This window comes from Phycisphaeraceae bacterium (assembly GCA_019636655.1).
In the GTDB taxonomy this organism is placed as follows: domain Bacteria; phylum Planctomycetota; class Phycisphaerae; order Phycisphaerales; family UBA1924; genus JAHBXB01.
This window is the reverse complement of record JAHBXB010000002.1, coordinates 615,703-636,609: the sequence shown is the minus strand read 5'-3', so window position 1 is coordinate 636,609 and position 20,907 is coordinate 615,703. Positions and strand designations below refer to the sequence as shown.

The window sequence follows — 20,907 nt, the reverse complement described above, 5'->3', positions numbered from 1 at the left end:
GTCGCTCAGTTGCCGGCGTTGGCGGGCGCGGGCTCATCGTCGGTGTCCCGGATCGGTTCCTTGTCCTTGGCGCCGAGCGTGATCTTGACGGTCCGGCCCTTGGTCATCCGCTTCACCGCGATACGCAGTTCGCCGCCCTTCTTGATGGCGGCCTCCAGATCGCCGACGTTGCGGATCGGTTCATCATTGATCGACCTGATGATTTCGTAGGGCTTGATACCCGCCACGGCGGCCTTCGTGCCGCCCTCGACCTTGGCCACGATGACGCCGGGCTCATCGGGCTTGATCTGGAAGTAGCGGCGCACCTCGTAGGTCAGGTCCCGCGCCGACAGCCCCAGTTCTTCGGACTTGATGCGGGCCGCCGAGCCGTAGTACGACGGCCCTTCCGTGACCGTGAAGCCGACCTGCTCGACCTTCCCGTCGCGGAAGACATCCGCCGTGAACGGAGTCCCGAAGCCGATGTCGGTCAGGGCCCGGGTCAGCGGCGTCTCCGCGTTGCCCCACGGCTGGGGCATGCTGTCGAAGTACTCCTCCGGCACGCGATCGAGGTACTGCCAGAACTGGTCGCCCATGGCGCCCAGCGGGTTCTCCGTCACCGAGACTTCCAGAGGCTTGGGCTGCCCCTCGATGTGCAGCCGGAGCAGGATCGTGCCCACTTCAATCCCCGCCGCCGCCGCGGGCGATCCCTCGTAGACAAAGGTCACCATGCCGCCCGACCGCCCGCCGTTGGTCTGCTCAGTCACACCGTTCGCGCGAGCCAGTTCCGGGTCCATCCCCTGCATTTCTATACCCAGCCACGCGAGCCGCTTCTCCTGCTCTTCGCTCAGCGGCCGGTTGTCCTGGTCGATGCTCGCGCTCCCCGCATCGAGCACGGCCGTAACCTGCGCCGCAGGCACGATCAGCGTCGGAAGCGAGGAGCCGAGGGAGTACCCGCGTGAATACTGGTCATCCGCGGCGACCCGTTCTCGGCGCTCCATCGGCACGCCCACGAGCGACCCATCGAGCGTGTACAGGAAGTTCAGGGCCGGGTTCGTATCACCGCGACCGTAGTAACTGCTCATCGACTCGCGCGATCCTGACATGTTGGGGAACACATCGCCCCGATGGCCGGTGAAGAACCCGTCGATCCGGTCCCGCCAGAGATGCTCGATCCGCGTCTCCCCCTTGACGGCCACCTCGGACTTGATCAGGAGCCGGTCCTCGATCTGCCGGATCGGCGCCGTCGAGAAGGTGACCGCGCCCGCTGTCGGCGCACCGAGCGTCGCGACGATGGCGCCCCAGTCCTTCAACGAGCCCGAGAACGTCGCCGCGAGTTCCTGCCCGTCGGCGGTGAACAGGCGGATCTTCTCCAGCCTCGCCGTCACCTTCGGCTTGAGGCTCGCAAGCACCAGCACGGTTGTGTCGTTCACGAGAACGGCCGAGCCGTTCCACTCCGTCATCGTCTCGCTCTCGTCTCCCCGTGGCATGTAGCGGCCGTACCGGGAGGCCTCTCCGTCAGCCACACGCGGGCTGCGGAAGAGAAGCTGGGCGCGAAGGACGCCGCGAGCTGAGGCGGCCCTGACCCGCTCGATCGCCGAATCCATGCCCGCCGACGTCTCGGCCTTCCACTGGGACGGATCGACTTTCCACGCGTCGTCGACGTCCAGCCCGCCGGAGCCCGTCAGAGCGACCGGTACCCCGTCCTTGCTTACTACGAGCGTCTCGATCGGGTTCGGCACGAGCCGCCGCCCGTCGTCGGTCAGGAGCACCCCCGCGCGCAGCCCGTTCACCCGCGTGGCCCAGATGCCCCCGCTCCGTCCGTACGACACGGTGTAGTACGGCCCCGGCTTCGACGGGTCGAACACCAGGGGCTTCGTGTCGGGAAGCGGCTCGGCCAGATCGAGGAACAGTCCGTGCTCCAGCAACGGGTACGCGGCGGGCTTCGCGTCCACCACCCGATCCCCAAACCGAACCTGGATGCTCTTGATGAAGCGAGGGTCCAACATCGGGTCCGAGGTGTACACCCGTGTCGGCGACACGAGGTAGCCGCACTGGGACCGCGGCCGCTCCTGCTTGATCAACTCCTCCCACAGTTCATTTGATTCCGAGACTCCGCCGCTGGAATCGATCGCGCTGTAATACGCGCGCCACATCGCCATCCGGTCCTGGCCCGGGGCCTCCCCCTTGTCGTACTGGCCGGTGATCTCGACTTGGACCAGCGAGGGTGCGAGGCTCGCCCCGACCTCCGCCAACGCTCGCGCCTTGGGCGAGTCGTCGTCGCCACGCGCTGCCGCACGCAGTGCCGGCGTTGTCATGCAGGTCAGGACCGCGAGCACGAGCACAAGTGTCCATCGGCGCATCGTCGAACCTCCATTGGTCGCTGCGCGGTCCCGCGCGGCTGGCGTTCCATCGGGCTCCTGGCAACTCCAACGCGGACGAGAGAGGCAAGGCTACTCCTTCGAGTAGTCCCTAGTGCAGTCGACAACCACCTGGCGCATCAGCCCGCCCCGCAGCACAGAAAAGACCACCCGGCTCTTCTTTTCGATTGAAGCGAGCGACTCCTTGTGGATCGCCTCGACGTCGGCCAGCGACTCGACGTCTTTCCCCTCGATCTTGAGCAGGATGTCATTCGTCCTGAGCCCGCCGGACGACGCGTTGCCCGGGTACTTCACGGCATAGATAAAGACGCCCGTCTGCCGATGGAAGTACAACTCGGGATTGTCGAACTGGTTGATCGACTTGGCGGTCAGATCCCACCGCTTGCAGGCAAGTTCCTCCCCTTCAACCTTCCCCTTCTCCCTCGGCACGATCGAGAACGACAGCGATTCCGTGCCCCGCCGCACGGCGAACGTCGCCGGTTCGCCCTTGGCCAGCAGGCCGAGCGTGCGTCGGATCGCTGGCAGGTCCTCTTCGGTCACGCCGTTGAGCGGGGTCCCGTTCACCGCCAGCAGGCGGTCTCGCGGTTGCAAACCCGCCGACCTCGCGGGGCTGTCCGGATCGGTCTCCGCCACGATCACGCCATCCACCCCCTCGAAGTACATGTCACGGTTGAAATCCCGCAGCGGCTGGAGCTGCAGCCCGAACCACGTCCAGTCCACGTGCCCGTGCTCGCGCAGCTGCGGCACCATGTACTTCACGGTCTCCGACGGGATCGCGAACCCCATCCCCTCGGCCCAGCCCGACATACCCCGCGAGTTGATGCCGACGACCTCTCCAGCGGTGTTCACCATCGGACCGCCCGAGTTCCCGGGATTGATCGCCGCATCGGTCTGGAACCACAGGCTGTACTCGCTGACCTCGGGGAGGAAGCGGCGGGCGCACGAGATGATGCCGATCGAGACCGATCGGTTGAGCCCCCACGGCGCCCCCATCGCCATCACGAAATCTCCCTCCTTTATCACCGTCGAATCCCCCAGCGATGCGTACGGCAGCGAGCCGGTTCCTGCGTCGGTCTGCAGCGCGATGAGCGCCAGATCCGTGTCCTTGTCCGAGCCGAGCACCTTCGCCGGGAAGTGCCGCCCGTCCGACAGCAGGCACCGGACCGACTCGGCCTTGTCGATGACATGCCAGTTCGTCAGCACCTCCCCCTCCGGAGAGATCAGCACGCCCGAGCCTGAGACCTCCGCGGACTTCTTCTCCCCGCCCATGTTGTTCTCGCGGACACACTTGATGAACACCACCGCGGGGAACACCCGCGACTTGCCCTGCTGGACAACCTGCCGGAAGTCAAGCTGCCCGCTCCCATGAAGGGCTGATGAGGCCGCCCCGCCGCTGTCGTGAACAGGCTGCGCCACCCCCCCGGTCGCGGCACCGAGCGCAAAGGCGACCCCAAGGGCTATATGCGTTCGATGGAGCACGGCGCCACTCCTTTTCAGTTTTCGTCCGCGCCGGACCAGGAGGCCGGAGCCACTTCCACCGAACCAACGCCAATGTTGGTTCGCGCGGCGTCGAGTATACAGGTAACAGTCCGAACTCGGTCGCGAGAGATTCGGAGATTCGCAAGAACCCGCCGGGTCGCCGCGCTGCACGGACTATTCCGCCGGCTTGCGGTACCGCTCCCCCAGCATCAACTCGCCGATCAGGTCCGACACGTGCACGCCCGACTGGTCCGTCCCGTGCCCCGGGATCTCCAGGACCGCCAGCGTGCCGTACCCAAGCCCCATGTGGATCAACGCCCACGCGGTGACCTCCGGGCTGAACCGGCGCGACACCTGCCCGCCCTCCTGGGCGCGCCGAACCTCGCCGGTCAGGAAGGCGTGCAGCTTCCGCATGTGGCTCGACAGCGCCGCCAGGATCTGCGGGTCCTCCACCTCGGTCATCGCCTGGATGATCACCCGGTACAGGGCCCTCCCGGGCGACGGCGGCTCGTGCCGCGTCGAGACCATCGGGTTCGCCCCGATCAGCCGCTTGAGCCGCTCCGCCGGGTCGGGCGCGGTACTCAGTTCGTGCTCCCACAGGCGGATCGTGTCGTCGCCCGTGCGCTCGATCAGCGCGATGAACAGGTCTCGCTTCGAGTCAAAGTGCCTATAGATGATCGGCTCGGTGATCCCCGCGTCCCGGGCGATCTGCGCGGTCGTCGCCCCGGCGTAGCCGAACTTCGCGAACAGCCTCGCGGCGGTATCGAGGAGCTGCTCCCTTCGTTTGGCCGCCGGCAGCCTGCTCATCGCCGCGCCCTCCTTCTATGAGACAAACGCGCACCCCACCATCGGTCGTTCCCGATAGCCACTAACTTAGTTTACACTCACTTGACCTCGGTTGCTCGGCACCGGTGCTGCGCAAGCGGCACCGGGTCGAATCCGGATCCCCCAAATGGGTGGCACCGCAGCAGCCGCCGGGCCGCGAGGTATGCCCCAACCACCGGCCCCCGCTCGCGAATCGCCTCGATCGCATACTCACTGCACGAGGGGACAAACCGGCACCGGCCCCCCAGGAACGGCCCGAGCGTTGCCTGGTAGATCCGCACCAGCAGGACCAGCGCGGCGACCACCGCACCCCGAATCCAGCCTGCCAGCATGGCGATCACCCGGTGCCCCCCTCGCGCTGCTCCGCCCGGCGCTGGCGCCGGGCCCACTCGCGATCGAGTTGCGACAGCAGGTCCGATAACGCCGCCCGCACCTCCTCCAGCGGCATCGCCCGGGCGTTGGCCCGCACATTCACAACCACATCAAACGGCCCCGGCCAGCCGGTGTGGTCCAGCCGGAACGCCTCTCGCACCAGCCGCTTGATCCGGTTCCTGCTGACCGCGTTCCCCGCCACCCGGCCCACCGAGAGCCCCAGCCGGCAGTGGGGCAGATCGTTGGGCTTGGCAAAGACCACCAGTGGCCCGGCGACCTTCCGCACCTTGGCATCGAACACCGCCTGAAACTCGTGGGCGTGGGTCAGCCGGTGCCGGCGGCGGAAGAGGCTCCGGCCGGAGGCTTGGGCCGCGGAAGAGGCGCCGCCGGTTGGCATGTTTCAACAGTAGGTCGGGCCGCTCACTGACCCGCTCGACCGTGCGGGGAGGCGGGGCGAGAGGATGGGGGGAGCAGGCCGATCAGCACGCAGACGCCCCCGCCGATCAACAGCCACAGGCGCGACCGATCCCCCATCGCCAGCTTGGCCAGCGTCGATTCCGACCGTTCGCGGGCCGGGATCCGCAGCGCCGGCGGCTCGAGGGCCGGGAACACCGACGCCCCGCGCAGCCCCGGCTCCACCACCGGCAGCAGCGGCCGCCACCCCGCCGGCACCTTGTTCAACTGCTCCGCGGCGAGCGCCAGCACCACGGATTCCTCGCCGCGTTGCACGGCGTCGAGGTACTGGCCGTACCGCTCCAGGCGCTGCAGGCGGTGCTCCTCGATGGCGATGGCCCGGTCACGCTGCCATCGGGCTTCCGCGAGGTCGTCGAAGGCCGGGATCAGCACCGTGGCCCCGAGGATGCACAGGCCGGCGATCAGGAACAGCCACCCGGCGTCGAACCGGATCAGCGGCTGCGCGCGCGCGGAGCCATGGGTCGGACCGGCCGGGCTGGAGGAGAAGGCGGACATGTGCGGCTTTCTTTATCGGTCCGGGCCCGGGAAGTGGTGAAACTCGCTTCTGGAGCGAAAGTCGGGTGGACGCCGAGAAAGGATGTGAAACTCTGACGGCTACGCCAGAGGGGGCTGGGGACCGCCCCGAATCGGTTACGTCACGGCTGCTCCCTTCACCGGGGATGGACGATGTCATGGGCGTGGTTGAGCCGGTGCGACAGTTCATTCAGTTGATCCGTCCCGACCCGCGGGAGGACTCGCGCGAGGCCTCCCGGGCGGCGGTCTCGGGCCTGGCCTGCTCCCTCGGGCGGGTGATCGACTTCTCGCAGACCGGGATGCGCCTGGAGACCTCCCGCCGCTGGCGTCCCGGGCGATCCAGGACGATCACCCTCTCGGCCGCGCCCTTCTCCCTGAGGCTGCGGGTGACCGGCGTCTGGTCCCGCCGCACGGGGTGGTTCCGGCACATCGCCGGCGTCCGCTTCGTCGGCCTGACCGCCGCCGACGCCGAGACGCTGGGCCTGCTCCTGGCCCGGCACGTCGTGCGGGTCGAGCTCGCCCGGGCGAGTTAGGCCGCTCGGCGCCCCATCGTCCCGCCGCGTCCCTACCATCCGCCCTGATGCGACGACGCGTGGTCATTACCGGCCTTGGTACCGTCAGCGGGCTTGGCATCGGCGCCGGCCCTCTGTGGGAGGGTCTGCTCGCCGGCCGCTCGGCAATCGGCCCCATCACCCGCCTGGATGCCTCGGGCTTCCGCTCGCGCCTCGCGGCGGAACTCAAGGACTTCTCCGCCAAGGACTTCGTCCCCAAGAGTTACCGCAAGGCCGTCAAGGTCATGGCCCGCGACATCGAACTGGCCGTCGCCGCGGCCAAGTGCGCCGTGGAGGACGCCCGGCTGCTCACCCGCGGCTCGCTGCCGGAGGGCTCGACGGACCCGTGGACCTACCCCAGCGAGCGGATGGGCTGCCACATCGGCGCCGGGCTGATCGCCGCGGAAACCGACGAACTGACCCTCGCGCTCTCGTCGTCGCTGGACGAGCAGGGCGCCGTGAGCCTGACGCGGTGGGGGGGCGAGGCCGGCGCTGCCGGGATGGACAACCTGACGCCGCTGTGGCTGCTCAAGTACCTCCCCAACATGCTCGCCTGCCACGTGACGATCATCCACGGCGCCGAGGGGCCGAGCAACACGATCACCTGCGCCGAGGCCAGCGGCCTGCTGTCGATCGGCGAGTCGATGCGCATCATCGAGCGCGGCTCGGCGGACCTGTGCTTCAGCGGTGGGGCCGAGTCGAAGATCAACCACATGGGCATCCTGCGGATGGACCTCGCCGGGCGCCTCGCGGCCACCGGCGATGCGACCTCCCCCGACGGGATCATCCGCCCCTACAGCCCCGAGGCCCGCGGCACGCTGCTGGGCGAAGGGGGCGGCATCCTGGTGCTCGAAGCGCAGGAGACCGCCGCGAAGCGCGGCGCGAAGCCCTACGCGGAGATCGCGGGCTTCGGGGCCTCGCACTCGACCTTTGACTACCAGGACGCCGAGAACGACGAGGGCTTCCGCTACGCGATCGAGAACGCGATCGAGGATGCGGGGATCACCGGCGCCGACATCGACGCCGTCGTGCCCCTGGGCTCGGGCATCCCGATGATGGACCGCCCGGAGTCGGGCGCCCTCCGCGCGGTGCTGGGCGATCGCGCGGCGAGCGTGCCGAAGGTCCTGCTCTGCCCCAGCGTGGGCAACTGCATGGCGGGCGCGGGCGGGATCCAGGCCGCGGTGGCGGCGCTGTGCCTGCGTCACCAGCGACTCCCCGGCGGCGGACGCTCCGACCGGCTCCGGCACGTGCTGGTCTGCAGCGGCGCGCTGGGCGGGCAGAACGGGGCGGTGGTGCTGCGCTCGGTTGAGGGCTAGTGTCCTGCCCCGGCGGCGGGCGCGCAAGGGCGAGCCGTTGACCGGCCGGAAGTCCTTTCACTACGGTGCCTTGCAACAACCCTCAAGAGACGGAGTACGCGGCGTGTACAACGACCGGAATCGAAATCGTGACGATCGGGGGAACTACGGCGGCGGGGGCCGCGGCTACGGCGGGCATGGTGGCGGCTATGGCGGTGGTGGGGGCGGGGGCGGTGGATACCGCAGCCAGGGCGGCGGGTACGGTGGGAATGGGGGGGGCGGCGGCGGCGGGCGAGGGCGGGGCGACGGCCGCGGCGAGGGCGTGCCCCTGAGCGAACTCGATCCGGCGCTGACCGAGGTCAGCCGAAAGGTCATCGGGTGCGCGATCGAGGTGCACAAGGGCCTCGGCCCGGGCTTCGACAAGTCCGTCTACACCCAGGCCCTCAAGGCCGAACTGGACGCTGCCGGCGTGAAGTACCACGCCGAGCACCCGGCGCCGGTGATGTACAAGGGCCGCGAAGTCGGCACCCGCGTCGCCGACCTGGTCATCGACGGTCGGTTCGTCGTGGAACTCATGTCGCAGCGAGGCGAGATCGGCGGCACCGAGCGGGCCGCCCTCCGCGCCCTGCTCCGCGTGATGGACATGGAACTGGGCCTCATCATCAACTTCGCCGAGCGGAGGCTCAAGGACGGCCTCGTCCGCGTGCTCAACCCCGACAAGCTCAACGCGATGCGCGCCGAGCAGGAGGACGAGTACGAGGACGACGACGGCGAAGACGGCGAGTACGAGTACGAGGACGAAGGCCCCGGCGAGCCCGGCGTCTTCAACCCGGATGCGGGGAACAAGGCCTGAGCGCGGGTTCCGCCGCGGGTCCGAGCCCCGGACGCCCCCGTCTATAGTTGGCCCATGAGCGATCGACGAGTCGTCATCACCGGCATGGGCTGGGTCACGCCCCTGGGCCACGACATCGAGTCCGTCTGGGCCCGCCTGCTTAGGGGCGAGAACGCCATCGGCCCGGTCACGCGCTTCGACGCCCATTCGTTCAAGACCAACTTCGCCGCGGAGGTCAAGGACTTCCGCTTCAAGGAACTCGTCCCGGCCAACGTGCGGCACGCGGGCGTGGGCACCAGCACCCAGTTCGCCCTCGCCGCGGCGACCAAGGCCTGGCGCTCCAGCGGGCTCGACGGGTTCGATGCCCTCAAGCGCCGGCGCCTGGGCATCTACCTGGGCTCGGGCGAGGGGACGCTCGACTACGACAACTACTTCGCCACCAACGTCGCCGGCTGGGACCCCGCATCGCGCCGGGTCGACGCCGTCAAGTGGGCCAAGGCCGGCTACCAGCGCATGGACCCGACGCGCGAGGTCGAGCAGGAGCCCAACCTGACCCTCGGGCACGTCGCCGAGCAGTTCGGCTGCCGCGGGCCCGCGAGCAACTGCATGACCGCGTGCGCCGCGAGCACCCAGGCGGTGGGCGAGGCGTTCGAGACGATCCGACACGGCGACGCCGAGGTGATGTTCGCCGGCGGCTCGCACACCATGATCCACCCGCTGGGCATGACCGGCTTCATCCGGCTCACCGCGATGAGCAAGCGCACCGACGATCCCTCCCACGCCGCCCGGCCCTTCGATGCCTCGCGCGACGGCTTTGTCATGGGCGAGGGCGCGGGCATGGTCATCCTCGAGGACCTCGACCACGCCCTGGCGCGCGGCGCTACCCCGCTCTGCGAGGTCGTCGGCTACGGCTCCACCGCCGATGCCTTCCGCATCACCGACATCCAGCCCGACGGCAAGGGCGCCACCGGCTCCATGCTCCACGCCCTCCGCGCGGCGGGCATCAGCCCGCGCGAGCCCGGGGCCGACGGCCGCCCCGCCGTGCACTACATCTCCGCCCACGGCACCGGCACCGAGGAGAACGACAAGATCGAGACCCGCGCCGTCAAGGCCGTCTTCGGCGATCTCGCCCCGCGCGTCCCCTTCTCCTCCGTCAAGAGCATGCTCGGCCACCTCATCCAGGCCGCGGGCGCGGTGGAACTGATCACCTGCGTCATGGCGATCCGCACCGGCTGGCTCCCGCCCACCATGAACCTCGCCAACCCCGACCCCGAGTGCGACCTCGACTACGTCCCCAACGCCGCACGCGACCTCAACCCCGCCGGCGGCGTCGACGTCTGCCTCAGCAACTCCTTCGGATTCGGCGGGCAGAACGACACCATCTGCGTCCGCCGCTTCCGCGCCTGAGGCCCGGCGACTGCGACGTCCCCGCGTCACACGCCCAGCAGCAGGCTCGTCAGCAGCAGCGCCAGCACGATCGCGGCGATGACGACATAGAGCCGGTCCCCCTCCAGCAGGAACGCGACCATCGCCAGCGCCACCCGCGCGATCGGCGTCGCGACCAGCACCAGCGCCCCCAGCAGCGCGATCGAGCCCCCGTCCAGCGACGTCGCGCCGCTCCAGATCCCGCCGATCGACCGCATCGCCGTGGGCTCGGCCTCGAAACTCTTGAACTCAACCACCTCGCCGTGCCCCTGCACCAGCAGCATCACGCCGCCGACCAGCGAGATCGCGCACGCCAGCACCAGCCCCGACGTCAGCAGCACGCTGATGCGCCCCTGAAGCCGGCGATCCCCCGGCGACGGCGCGTACGACGGCGGCGACGCAGCGGCCTCGGGCGGCCGGCCGGAAGGCGACGAAGCGAGCGGCGGGGGAGGGGGGGTGGGGGGGGTCAGAAGCCACCTCCCAGCGCCCCGATGATCATCCGCACCCCGATGACCGCCACGATGATCGCGAAGATGATCCGCAGCGCCCGCGTCTTCATCCGCGTCAGCAGCCGCGCCCCGATGATCGACCCCGCCGAGACGCCCAGAATGATCGGCACGCACAGCCGCGGGTCCACTTGGCCCCGCGCGAAGTACACGCCCGCCCCCGTCGCGGCGGTCACGCCGATCATGAAGTTGCTCGTTGTCGTCGAGACCTTGAACGGCACGCGCATCACGCGGTCCATTGCCAGCACCTTCACGACACCCGCCCCGGTCCCCGTTAGCCCGGAGATCGCCCCGCCCAGCAGCATGATCAGGAACCCCAGCGGCACCCGGTGCACGCTGTAGGGGACGCCCCCCTCGCCTCGTGCTCCCACGACCACCCCCGCCGCGGCGTCCCCCGGGTAGGTCGAGGCCAGGCGCAGCCGTGATGACAGCGGATCGGGCAGGTCGTCGGAGTTGGCGGGCGGCGGGTTCTGCATCGCCGACTTCGCGGTGTACACCAGCATCAGCCCGAAGACCAGCGCCACCGCCGAGCCAGGGATCAGCGCGCTCAGCAGCGCCCCCGCCATCGCCCCCGACGAGGTCGCGATCTCCAGCAGCATCCCCAGCCGCACGTTGGTGTACCCCTCGCGCACGTACGCCGCGGCGGCCCCCGACGAGGTCGCCACGATCGCGACGAGCGACGCCCCGATCGCGTACCGCAGGTCCACCCCCATCCCCAGCACCAGCAGCGGAACGATGATCCCGCCCCCGCCCAGGCCGGTAAGCGAACCCAGCAGGCCCGCGGCGAGCGAGCCCACGAACAGGATCAGGGTGAACGTCAGCAGGGTCACGCCGCGGATGGTACTGCGAACGGACGCTGAGCGCGAGCCCCTATAGTCCCCGCCCGCGACGGGGCCGCCGGCCCTGCGCCCCCAAGTCCCCGCCGCGCCGCCGGAGAGCCGAGCCGATGTCCGAGCAGCCCACCGCCCCCGAGACCAGCACCAGGAAGTCGATGGACGAGATCATGGCGCTCTGCAAGCGCCGCGGCTTCGTGTACCAGGCGAGCGAGATCTACGGCGGCATCAACGGCTTCTGGGACTACGGCCCGCTGGGCGCACAACTGAAGAAGAACCTGCGCGAGGCATGGTGGCAGGACATGATCATGCAGCCCTGCTGGGGGCGCAAGGGGCCCAACGACGAGCCGGTGCGGTGCGTGCCGGTGGAGACGCGGATTGTCCAGCACCCCAAGGTGTGGGCGGCGAGTGGGCACGTCGCGGGGTTCAATGACCCGATGGTGGATGATAAGGAGACTAAGCAGAGGTTTCGGGCAGATCAGCTGTACGGCGTGTACACACAGCCAGGAATGGACGAGGCCACATCGCAGACAGTTCGGCATTTTGCTAATCTCGCACGGCCAGACATCAACATTCTTCCGCTGGCAACGATCATCGCATCCACCGAAGGCGAAGCGGTGGAACAGTTGCAGTCTGACAAAAAGCTCCAAAAGGCCATTGGTATCGGTGCAATTTTTTATCTCAAGCTAGTTGAGGACGGTGGTGGCTGGTATGGCGAATTGGAGTTCAAGGGGAAGCCAATACGCGTTACCATTCGCGCGGTACCAATGGATCAGCTTAAGACTAATTCAATGCTGGTGCCATCTCCCTTTACGGGAAAGAAGGGATTTCTGATTGAGCCCCGCCAGTTCAACCTCATGTTTAAGACCTACATCGGCGCCACCGCGACCGAGGACGACGTCGCCTACCTCCGACCCGAGACCGCCCAGGGCATCTTCGTCCAGTTCAAGAACGTCGTCGACACCACCCGCATCCGCGTCCCCTTCGGCATCGGCAACACCGGCACCAGTTTCCGCAACGAGGTCACGCCCCGCAACTTCACCTTCCGCTCCCGCGAGTTCGACCAGGCCGAACTCGAGTTCTTCTGCCACCCCACCGAGAGCGCCGACTGGTACAAGTTCTGGCGCGACTTCCGCATGGAGTGGTGGCAGTCCCTCGGCCTCGCCGGCGAGAACCTCCGCCTCCGCGAGCACGACAAGGACGAACTCTCCCACTACTCCGTCGGCACCAGCGACGTCGAGTACCGCTTCCCCTTCACCGCCCCCGATTTCGGCGAACTCGAGGGCATCGCCCACCGCGGCGACTACGACCTCCGCCAGCATCAGCAGCACTCCGGCGCCAAACTCGAGTACTTCGACACCGACCGCGGCGAGACCCTCCCCAACGGCTCCAAGAAGGGCGAACGCTATCTCCCGCACTGCATCGAGCCCGCCGCGGGCCTCGACCGCGGCGTTCTGGCGATCCTCTGCGAGGCCTACACCAAGGACGCCTCCCGCCCCAGCCCGGAGATCATGAAGTTCCACCCGCGCCTCGCCCCGATCAAGGCGGCGGTCTTCCCGCTGGTCAACAAGGACGGCATGCCGGAGGTCGGCGAGAAACTCCACGCGGCGATCGCCGCCCGGTTCGGCCGCACCGGCTTCATCGAGATCGACGCCAAGCAGTCCATCGGCAAGCGCTACGCCCGCATGGATGAGGCCGGCTGCCCCTTCTGCTTCACCGTCGACGGCGACACCCTCAAGGACCAGACCGTCACCGTCCGCGACCGCGACACCGGCGCCCAGTCGCGAATCGCGATCGACAAGGTGAACGACTACCTGACGGAGCGGCTTGGGTAAGTCCGGTGCTGCCGTGTGATGATGGCCGCAGTGCGGCCCGGCTCGGCGGTGTTCCTCAGATGCGGTCAGGACGGTACCATTCGCCCGCGTGGCCACGGACCGAAGCAGGTCATCCCCCAGGTCTGAAGAATGCACCCCGCGAAGCGCACCGCTTTGGTCATGGTTGCGGCCGCCACGGCGACCGTGATCGTTGCCTCGTTTGCCGGCGGGCCAGGATTAACTGGAGCAGGGTCCGACCCGAACGTTGAACACCAACTTCCTCCGGGATACCGCGACTGGAGGCTGATCTCCGTCGCGCGCGAGGAAGGCGACCTCGACGACATCCGCGCTGTCCTGGGGAACGACGCGGCGATCAGCGCCTACAGAGAGCAGACCCTTCCGTTTCCGGACGGCGCCGTCATCGCCCGTCTGGCCTGGGCCTGCCTCCCATCGGAGGAGAACAACAAGGTCTTCGGCAAGCCCCAGTCGTTCGTGGCCGGCCCGCCCAAGAACGGGATCCAGTTCATGGTGAAGGACTCCGCCCGGTACGCCTCGACCGGCGGGTGGGGCTACTTCCAGTTCGACGACGGCAAGCCGATGACCGACCAGGCGAAACTCCAGGGCTGCTTTGATTGCCACCAGGCGGTCAAGGCACGCGACTACGTATTTACGCGGTACGCCCGCTAGGGCGGCGCGGGAGACCGCGGCCGCGGGACAATCGATAGTGCAGTACCGCCTCGATCACGCCAAGACACTCCTGGCCCGCACCCCCGAGGTCCTCCGCGCGCTCCTCGCCGACGTTCCCGATGAGTGGACCACCAGTCCCTACGGCCCCGGCACCTGGAGCGCCCACGAAGTCGTTGCCCACCTCATCCACTGCGAGGAGGCGGACTGGGTCCCCCGCGCCCGGATCATCCTCCAGCACGGCCCTGCGCGCCCCTTCGACCCGCTTGATCGCGCCGGCCACGCCGAACTCAGCCGCGCCCACACCACCGCCGCACTCATCGACCTGTTCGCGCACGCCCGCCGCGCCAGCCTCACGGCCCTCGCCCAGATGGCGCTCTCCGAGCCCGACCTCGATCGCCCCGGAACGCACCCCGCGTTCGGCCCGGTCACCCTGCGAGAACTCATGGCAACCTGGGTCGTCCACGACCTGAACCACATCGCGCAGGTTTGTAAAGCAATGGCGTTCCAATACGGCGACCAGGTCGGCCCGTGGCGGGCCTACCTGTCGATCCTCGCACCGCCCGCGCCCCGCTAGTCGAGCGGGAGGCCCGACTTCCGCACCTCAGCGCCCGCCGCGGGGTATACAGTGGTGCGTCCCGGGATACGGTGAAACCCACCTTCCGAACTCCCAACAATGTGGCACTCGCCGTTCCGCGGCCCGCCGCGGCGAGAGAAGAGCGGGTGATCCCGCCTACGGCCCCGAACAGGAGACTTGCCGCGTGTGGAAGTGGCTCCTTGGCATATTCATAGTCTGTGTCCTCGGCTGCGCCGGGGGGGGCTTCTTCCTCGCCACCAGTGACTTCGGCAAGTCCTTCGCCCGCAAGTTCTCCGGCAAGGCGAACGCCACCCAGGTCCGCATCGAGAAGGTCGCCCGCGGCGAACTGGTCCGCACCGTCAACGCCCCCGGCTCCATTGAGCCCAAGACCAAGGTCATCGTCAGCGCCCAGGTCTCGGCCAAGATCATCGCCCTCCCGTTCCGCGAGGGCGACGCCGTCAAGAAGGGCGACGTCATCGTCCGCCTCGATTCGGTCGACCTCGCCGCCCGCCTCGAGTCCGCCCAGGCCGAACTCAAGGCCGACGAGGCCCGCCTCGAGGGCGCCCGCGCCTCGTTCGAGAACGCCAAGGCCGAACTGGACCGACAGAAGGAACTGTTCAGCTCGCGCGATGTCTCCAAGTCCGACCTCGACCGCGCCGAGGCCGAGTACCGGCGGGCCGACGCCGCCCTCCGCGCCGCCACCTTCTCCATCGAGGTCGCCCGCGCCAACATCGCCCGCGCCGCCAAGGACCTCGACAACGCCGTCATCACCTCGCCCATGGACGGCCGCATCGTCAAGCTCAACTCCGAGGTCGGCGAGACCGTTCTGGGAACCTTCAACAACGCCGGCACCTCCATCATGGAGATCGCCGACCTCTCCGTCATGCTCCTTAGGGCCCGCGTCGATGAATCCAACATCGCCCCGGTCAAGGAGAACCAGTCCGCGCGCATCTATATCAACGCCTACCCCGGCGAGGAACTCCGCGGCCGGGTCGACAAGGTCGGCCTCAAGCGGCTCATCGCCCAGGACCAGTCCGGCTACTTCGAGGTCGAGATCCTCGTCGACAAGCCGCCGGAGCGGCTCCTCCGCTCCGGCCTCCAGGCCAACACTGATATCGAGGTCGAGACCCTCGCCGACGTCATCCGCATCCCCAGCCAGGCCGTCGTCGATCGGCGCGTCGACGAACTCCCCAAGGAAGCTCAGGACGCCAACGCATCGCTCGGCCAGCGCAAGGCCTACGCCCGCATCGTCTACCGCGTCATCGACGACCCCGACGCGACCGACCCCAACACCCGCAAGGCCGTCGCCGTCCCCGTCATCACCGGCGCCAGCGACCTCTCGCACACCGTCATCGTCGCGGGCCTCGAGGAAGGGTGGGGCGTCGTGACCGGCCCCTACAAGGCCCTCGTCTCCGTCAAGCAGGGCGACCGCGTCATCGACGAGAACGACGCGAAGAAGCCCGACAAGCCCGGCGAGGCCGCGCCTACGGCCGCCGCCTCCGCCAAGAACTGATCCCCGCCGCATGACCATCCACATCCGTCAGGTCGAGAAGATCTACAAGATCGGCGTCGAGCGCGTCCACGCGCTCCGCGGCATCGACCTGACCATCGGCAAGAACGAGTTCGTCGCCATCATGGGCGCCTCGGGCTCGGGCAAGAGCACCCTGATGAACATCCTCGGGTGCCTCGACCGGCCCACCCGCGGCGTCTACGAACTCAACGGCCGGCCCACCCACCGCATGGGCGCCGCCGCCCTCGCCCAGGTCCGCAACGAGGAGATCGGCTTCGTCTTCCAGTCCTTCGAGCTGCTCCCCCGCGCCACGGCCCTCAAGAACGTCGCCCTCCCCCTCATCTACTCCCGCCGCTTCTGGTGGGGCACGGGCAAGCGCGCCCGCCGCGCCCTCGAACGCGTCGGCCTCGGCGACCGCGTCCGCCACAAGCCCAACCAGCTCTCCGGCGGCCAGCGCCAGCGCGTCGCCATCGCCCGCGCCCTCGTCAACGAGCCGAGCATCATCCTCGCCGACGAGCCCACCGGCAACCTTGATTCCCGCACCAGCGAGGAGATCATCGGCCTCTTCAACGCCCTCCACGCCGAGGGCCAGACCATCGTCATGGTCACCCACGAAGAGGACATCGCCGGCTACGCCCACCGCATTGTCCGCCTCCGCGACGGCCTCATCGTCTCCGACTACCCCACCGCCGAGGACCCCATCCACCGCGACTACCTCAACCGCGCCCTCGACGCCGCCCAGCGCGCCGCCGAGCCCGTCGCCGTCCCCGCCGAGGGCAGCGCATGATCATCCTCCGCGTCCTCATCCAGACCGTCTTCCTCGCCGTCTCCCAGATCTGGGCCAACAAGGTCCGCGCCCTGCTCACCACCCTGGGCATCATCATCGGCGTCGCCGCCGTCATCGGCACCGTCTCCGCCACCGACGGCCTCAAGCGCTTCGTCCTCAAGGAGTTCGAGACCTTCGGCACCAAGAAGGTCTACATCGACGGCTGGATGCCCCGCAGCAAGCGCGGCCGCGGCATCCCCTGGTGGAAGAGCGAGCTCGTGATGGCCGAGGTCGACGCCATCGTCAAGCACACCACCACCATCGACAAGTTCACGCCCCTCTTCTTCGGCTCCTACGACCTGGCCTACAACGACCAGCTCCTCAAGAGCATTCAGGTCACCGGCATCTGGCCCCAGTGGCACGACATCGAGAGCCGCTACGTCACCCAGGGCCGCCGCTTCACCAGCATCGACGAGGAGCAGCGTCTCTCCGTCTGCCTCGTCAACGACAAGGCCATCGAACTGCTCACCCTCGACCGCGAGCCAGTCGGCGAGTCCATCCTCATCGGCGGCCGCCGTTTCAAGGTCGTCGGCGTCGTCGAGACCAAGACCATCAGCCCCATGTTCGGCGGTGGCGAGGCCGAGGCCGAGGTCTACATCCCCCTCTCCATGGCCATGAGCCTCAACCCCGGCCGCCGCCACGTCAACTTCCTCCTCGGCGAACTCTCCTCCCCCGACAAGGCTGAAGAGGCCAAGGCCGAAGTCGGCTTCATGCTCCGCCGCATGCGCAACCTCCCCCCGGGCGAGGAAGACAACTTCCGCGTCCAGGTTCTCCAGCAGTTCATCGATCAGTTCAACAAGGTCGCCACCGCCATCACCGCCGGCGCCGGCGGTATCGTCGCTATCTCCCTCCTCGTCGGCGGCATCGGAATCATGAACATCATGCTCGTCTCCGTCAGCGAGCGCACTCGTGAGATCGGCCTCCGCAAGGCCATGGGCGCCCGCCCCGCCGTCATCCTCATGCAGTTCCTCGTCGAGGCCGTCGTCCTCTGCCTCGCCGGCGCGGGCATCGGCCTCCTCGTCGGCGAGGGCCTCACCCTCGCCATGACCAAGCTCCCCGGCTCGCCCCTTGAGAACGCGGTCGTCCCCTTCTGGGCCATCGTCCTCTCCGTCGGCTTCAGTGTGGTCACCGGCGTCCTCTTCGGAATGTTCCCCGCCATCAAGGCCGCACGCCTCGACCCGATCGCCGCCCTCAGGCACGAATGACCCAAGCCCGCGGCGGCGCGCCGACGGACAGCCCGGAACCCAGACATGACGCGACCCACCTCGGTCCCTCGCCCTCCCCGCCGCCGCTCCCCCGCCTCCCTCCTCGCCGCCGCGTCTCTCTTCGCCGCCGGCTGCTCCAACCCCTTCGGCCCCGCCGATTCCGACTACGGCCTCCGCCTCCCCGAGCAGCGCTACCGCAACATCGAGCGACTCAAGATCGAGGACTACGCCCGGCCCACCTCGCTCCCCGAGCAGCCCGAAGACGTCATCGCCCGCCGCTTCGACAAGAACCGCTTCGCCGGTCTCGAGAAGGTCGACATCTCACTCGAACAGGCCCGCGCCTCCGCCGTCGAGAACAACCTCGAAATCAAGGTCGTCCTCGTCGATCCCCGCCTCGCCGGCCAGACCCTCCGCGCCGAGGAGGCCAAGTTCGAGGCCGTCTTCAAGCCCTTCGTCACCTACCGCGACCGCAACGACCCCACCCTCGACGTCACCACCATCAACGAGGAGACCAGCACCTCCTACGGCGCCGCCGTCGATGTCCCCCTCCGCTCCGGCGGCCGCGCCAGCGTCAGCATCGAGGAGAACTCCACCGACTCCTCCAATCCCTTCCTCACCCTCAGCAAGTCCTACCAGGCCAACACCCTCTTCTCCATCAGCCAGCCCCTGCTCCGCAACGCCGGCCGCCAGACCGCCACCTACTCCATCCGCATCGCCTCCTACGACGACCAGATCACCCAGGCCCGCACCAAGCTCGAGATCATCCGCCAGCTCGCCGCCGTCGACCGCTCCTACTGGCGCCTCTACGCCGCCCGCCAGCAGCTCGACGTCACCCAGCAGCAGTACGAACTCGCCTCCGCTCAGCTTGATCGCGTCAAGCGCCGCTTCGACGCCGGCGCCACCCCGGAGGTCGAGGTCCTCCGCTCCCAGTCCGGCCTCGCCGAACGCCTCGGCTCCATCATCATCGCCGAGAACAACGTCCTCACCCAGCAGCGAGAGACCAAGCGCATCATCAACATGCCCGGGCTCCCCATCGAGTCCGCCACCGTCATCGTCCCCGCCACGCTCCCCGAGCCCATCCACTACCAGTTCGATCCCGTCTCCCTCTGCGAATCCGCCATCGGCACCCGCATGGAGATGCTCGAACTCGAACTCCAGCTCGCCCGCGACGCCACCACCATCGACTTCACCCAGAACCAGGCCCTTCCCCTCTTCACCCTCGACTTCACCTACCGCATCCCCGGCCTGGGCGCCTCGTTCTCCGCCGCCAACAGCCAGATGACCTCCGTCGATTTCCAGAGCTGGACCGTCGGCCTCGCCGGCGAGATCCCCATCGGCAACGAGGCCGCCAAGGCCCGCGTCGACCGCGCCATCCTCGCTCGCCTCCAGCGCCTCAGCACCCGCGAGTCCCGCGAGCAGGCCATCCGCCAGGAAGTCCTCAACGCCATCGACCAGGTCAACGCCAACTGGCAGCGCATCCTCGCCGCCCGCCAGGCCACCCTCGCCGCCACCCGCACCTTCGAGGCCGAGCAGCGCCAGAACGACGTCGGCCTCCGCACCAGCACCGACGTCCTCGACGCCGCCACCCGCCTCGCCGAGGCCCAGTTCTCCGAGATCAGCGCCATCACCGACTACCAGATCGGCCTCGTCGACCTCGCCTTCGCCACCGGCACCCTCCTCGGCAAGGCCCGCGTCGACTGGCTCTCCGGCCCACCAACCCCCGCCGAGCAGGCCATCGCCGATCCGCCCGCGCCCCGCGGCGACGCCGGCCTCTTCCCCGTCAACACCATCGCGCCCGAACTCCCCGCCTTCCAACCCCCCGCGACTCCCCCCGAGCCCACGCCCTCGCCCGGCCCGGCCCCCGCCGCCGACGCCCCGGCTCCCCCAGCCGCCCCCACCCCATAAACGCAAAACGCTCCGGGCGCGATTCGAACGCGCGACCTTCGGTTTCAGCCCTCCGGCGGTCACCCCGCCGGGCCGGACCATCTCACCACCCTTCCCGCGAGCCATCGCTGGCCCGCGGCTGTCGGGTGCCGGGCGCTTCCCTCTCGCGGCGCGACGCCGCGATCAGGTGCGGGAGTATCGTCGGGGCGACTCACCCGCTGGTCTCTACACCTTCCGCCGGCTTGAAGGCGCTCACGCCTCCAACCCCGCCGACGGCTCGGCTCGGGATTGCCCCCGCGGCGGCCGCGGTTGGGTTTCCCCGAGTTCACCCGGTTGGCACCGGCCCATTCCTGGGCCGGGTCCCGTTCCTACAGGAAACCGATGCTCTATCCAGCTGAGCTACCGGAGCTTCAGCAACTCGCCAGAGTCTACGCCGCTACTCCACCCCCTCCACCAACTCCTTCGGCGCCACCCTTCTCCACGCCGCTTCCATCACGCGCCCCAGCGTCCCCCGATCCACCCCGCCCAGCCGCACATACGTGCACCCCTGCCTCCCCCACGCCCCCGCCGCGGGCTCAAACACCCCCGGCATCTCCTTCACCACCCGCCGCTGCTCCGCCACCCCAAGCCGCACCATCCCCCGCTCCTCCTTCTCCCGCCCCTTCGCCGGCGGCGGCAACGACGCGAACACCTTCCCCGCCACCCGAAAATCCGCATGCCCCATGTGCGCCCCCTCTACGGCAAACGGCATGCTCAACGCCACCCGCCTGAATCCCGCTGACTTCATACCGCGAGCCACTCCTCTCCCATTCTCATCGTCCACGCCCGCATCAGAATAACGGATGAAGTGTCCAGCCCGCAGACTGGCACGTGCGGTTATCCATCATGCCGCAGGTGGTTGTCTTTTCTTGAGTTAGAAGCATTGGGATCGGTTGATTATGGCGA

20 protein-coding genes are annotated in these 20,907 nt (G+C 68.6%); 11 read left to right on the top strand and 9 right to left on the bottom strand.

Translation table 11 applies throughout. The annotated features are described in order from the left end of the window. Positions 1-5: 5 nt before the first annotated feature. The 6 genes from KF745_08120 to KF745_08095 form a co-directional block, all read right to left on the bottom strand. Positions 6-2,339 carry a PDZ domain-containing protein gene (locus KF745_08120; GenBank protein ID MBX3358379.1) on the bottom strand — a complete coding sequence of 778 codons (2,334 nt, stop codon included), beginning with the start codon at positions 2,337-2,339 and terminating at the stop codon, positions 6-8. 90 nt (positions 2,340-2,429) lie between these two features. Then, entirely contained in the window at positions 2,430-3,836 is a 1,407-nt protein-coding gene (locus KF745_08115; GenBank protein MBX3358378.1) for a trypsin-like peptidase domain-containing protein, read from the bottom strand. A gap of 174 nt (positions 3,837-4,010) precedes the next feature. Beyond that, entirely contained in the window at positions 4,011-4,643 is a 633-nt protein-coding gene (locus KF745_08110; protein MBX3358377.1) for a TetR/AcrR family transcriptional regulator, read from the bottom strand. Positions 4,644-4,720: 77 nt separating this feature from the next. Beyond that, positions 4,721-4,993, bottom strand: a complete 273-nt coding sequence (yidD, locus tag KF745_08105) for a membrane protein insertion efficiency factor YidD (GenBank protein ID MBX3358376.1) — start codon at positions 4,991-4,993, stop codon at positions 4,721-4,723. A 5-nt stretch (positions 4,994-4,998) separates the two neighbouring features. Then, complete coding sequence (gene rnpA, locus KF745_08100) at positions 4,999-5,430, bottom strand: ribonuclease P protein component (GenBank protein ID MBX3358375.1); 432 nt, start codon at positions 5,428-5,430, stop codon at positions 4,999-5,001. A gap of 23 nt (positions 5,431-5,453) precedes the next feature. After that, positions 5,454-6,002, bottom strand: coding sequence for a hypothetical protein (locus KF745_08095; protein MBX3358374.1), 549 nt, complete (start codon positions 6,000-6,002; stop codon positions 5,454-5,456). Between the two features lie 164 nt (positions 6,003-6,166). Between KF745_08095 and KF745_08090 the strand changes: the two genes are divergently transcribed. The 4 genes from KF745_08090 (at position 6,167) to KF745_08075 (ending at position 10,105) form a co-directional block, all read left to right on the top strand. Next, on the top strand, positions 6,167-6,553 hold the full coding sequence (locus tag KF745_08090; GenBank protein MBX3358373.1) for a PilZ domain-containing protein: 387 nt from the start codon (positions 6,167-6,169) through the stop codon (positions 6,551-6,553). A 47-nt stretch (positions 6,554-6,600) separates the two neighbouring features. Further along, entirely contained in the window at positions 6,601-7,887 is a 1,287-nt protein-coding gene (locus KF745_08085) for a hypothetical protein (protein MBX3358372.1), read from the top strand. Between the two features lie 103 nt (positions 7,888-7,990). After that, a complete protein-coding gene (locus tag KF745_08080) occupies positions 7,991-8,719 on the top strand; it encodes a GxxExxY protein (protein MBX3358371.1) in 729 nt (242 codons plus the stop codon). 54 nt (positions 8,720-8,773) lie between these two features. Beyond that, complete coding sequence (locus KF745_08075; protein MBX3358370.1) at positions 8,774-10,105, top strand: beta-ketoacyl-[acyl-carrier-protein] synthase family protein; 1,332 nt, start codon at positions 8,774-8,776, stop codon at positions 10,103-10,105. A 26-nt stretch (positions 10,106-10,131) separates the two neighbouring features. Here KF745_08075 and KF745_08070 read toward each other — a convergent pair whose 3' ends face one another. Then, positions 10,132-10,464 (bottom strand): DUF1634 domain-containing protein, encoded by a 333-nt coding sequence (locus KF745_08070; protein ID MBX3358369.1) that lies wholly within the window; start codon positions 10,462-10,464, stop codon positions 10,132-10,134. Positions 10,465-10,589: 125 nt separating this feature from the next. After that, on the bottom strand, positions 10,590-11,459 hold the full coding sequence (locus KF745_08065) for a sulfite exporter TauE/SafE family protein (GenBank protein ID MBX3358368.1): 870 nt from the start codon (positions 11,457-11,459) through the stop codon (positions 10,590-10,592). 116 nt (positions 11,460-11,575) lie between these two features. Here KF745_08065 and KF745_08060 point away from each other — a divergent pair, with 116 nt between their 5' ends. The 7 genes from KF745_08060 (at position 11,576) to KF745_08030 (ending at position 19,983) form a co-directional block, all read left to right on the top strand. Continuing rightward, positions 11,576-13,297: a glycine--tRNA ligase gene (locus KF745_08060; protein ID MBX3358367.1), complete on the top strand. Its 1,722-nt coding sequence runs from the start codon at positions 11,576-11,578 to the stop codon at positions 13,295-13,297. 129 nt (positions 13,298-13,426) lie between these two features. Continuing rightward, positions 13,427-13,963 carry a cytochrome P460 family protein gene (locus KF745_08055; protein MBX3358366.1) on the top strand — a complete coding sequence of 179 codons (537 nt, stop codon included), beginning with the start codon at positions 13,427-13,429 and terminating at the stop codon, positions 13,961-13,963. A 37-nt stretch (positions 13,964-14,000) separates the two neighbouring features. Then, a complete protein-coding gene (locus KF745_08050; GenBank protein MBX3358365.1) occupies positions 14,001-14,537 on the top strand; it encodes a DinB family protein in 537 nt (178 codons plus the stop codon). 184 nt (positions 14,538-14,721) lie between these two features. After that, positions 14,722-16,050, top strand: a complete 1,329-nt coding sequence (locus tag KF745_08045; protein ID MBX3358364.1) for an efflux RND transporter periplasmic adaptor subunit — start codon at positions 14,722-14,724, stop codon at positions 16,048-16,050. Positions 16,051-16,060: 10 nt separating this feature from the next. Next, the gene (locus tag KF745_08040; GenBank protein ID MBX3358363.1) at positions 16,061-16,834 is read left to right on the top strand and encodes an ABC transporter ATP-binding protein; all 774 of its coding nucleotides are present in this window, start codon (positions 16,061-16,063) and stop codon (positions 16,832-16,834) included. Beyond that, on the top strand, positions 16,831-18,078 hold the full coding sequence (locus KF745_08035; protein ID MBX3358362.1) for an ABC transporter permease: 1,248 nt from the start codon (positions 16,831-16,833) through the stop codon (positions 18,076-18,078). The genes KF745_08040 and KF745_08035 overlap by 4 nt, the downstream gene beginning before the upstream one ends. A gap of 45 nt (positions 18,079-18,123) precedes the next feature. Next, entirely contained in the window at positions 18,124-19,983 is a 1,860-nt protein-coding gene (locus KF745_08030; protein ID MBX3358361.1) for a TolC family protein, read from the top strand. A gap of 415 nt (positions 19,984-20,398) precedes the next feature. Here KF745_08030 and KF745_08025 read toward each other — a convergent pair whose 3' ends face one another. After that, positions 20,399-20,749 (bottom strand): MmcQ/YjbR family DNA-binding protein, encoded by a 351-nt coding sequence (locus KF745_08025; GenBank protein MBX3358360.1) that lies wholly within the window; start codon positions 20,747-20,749, stop codon positions 20,399-20,401. Positions 20,750-20,907: the final 158 nt, after the last annotated feature.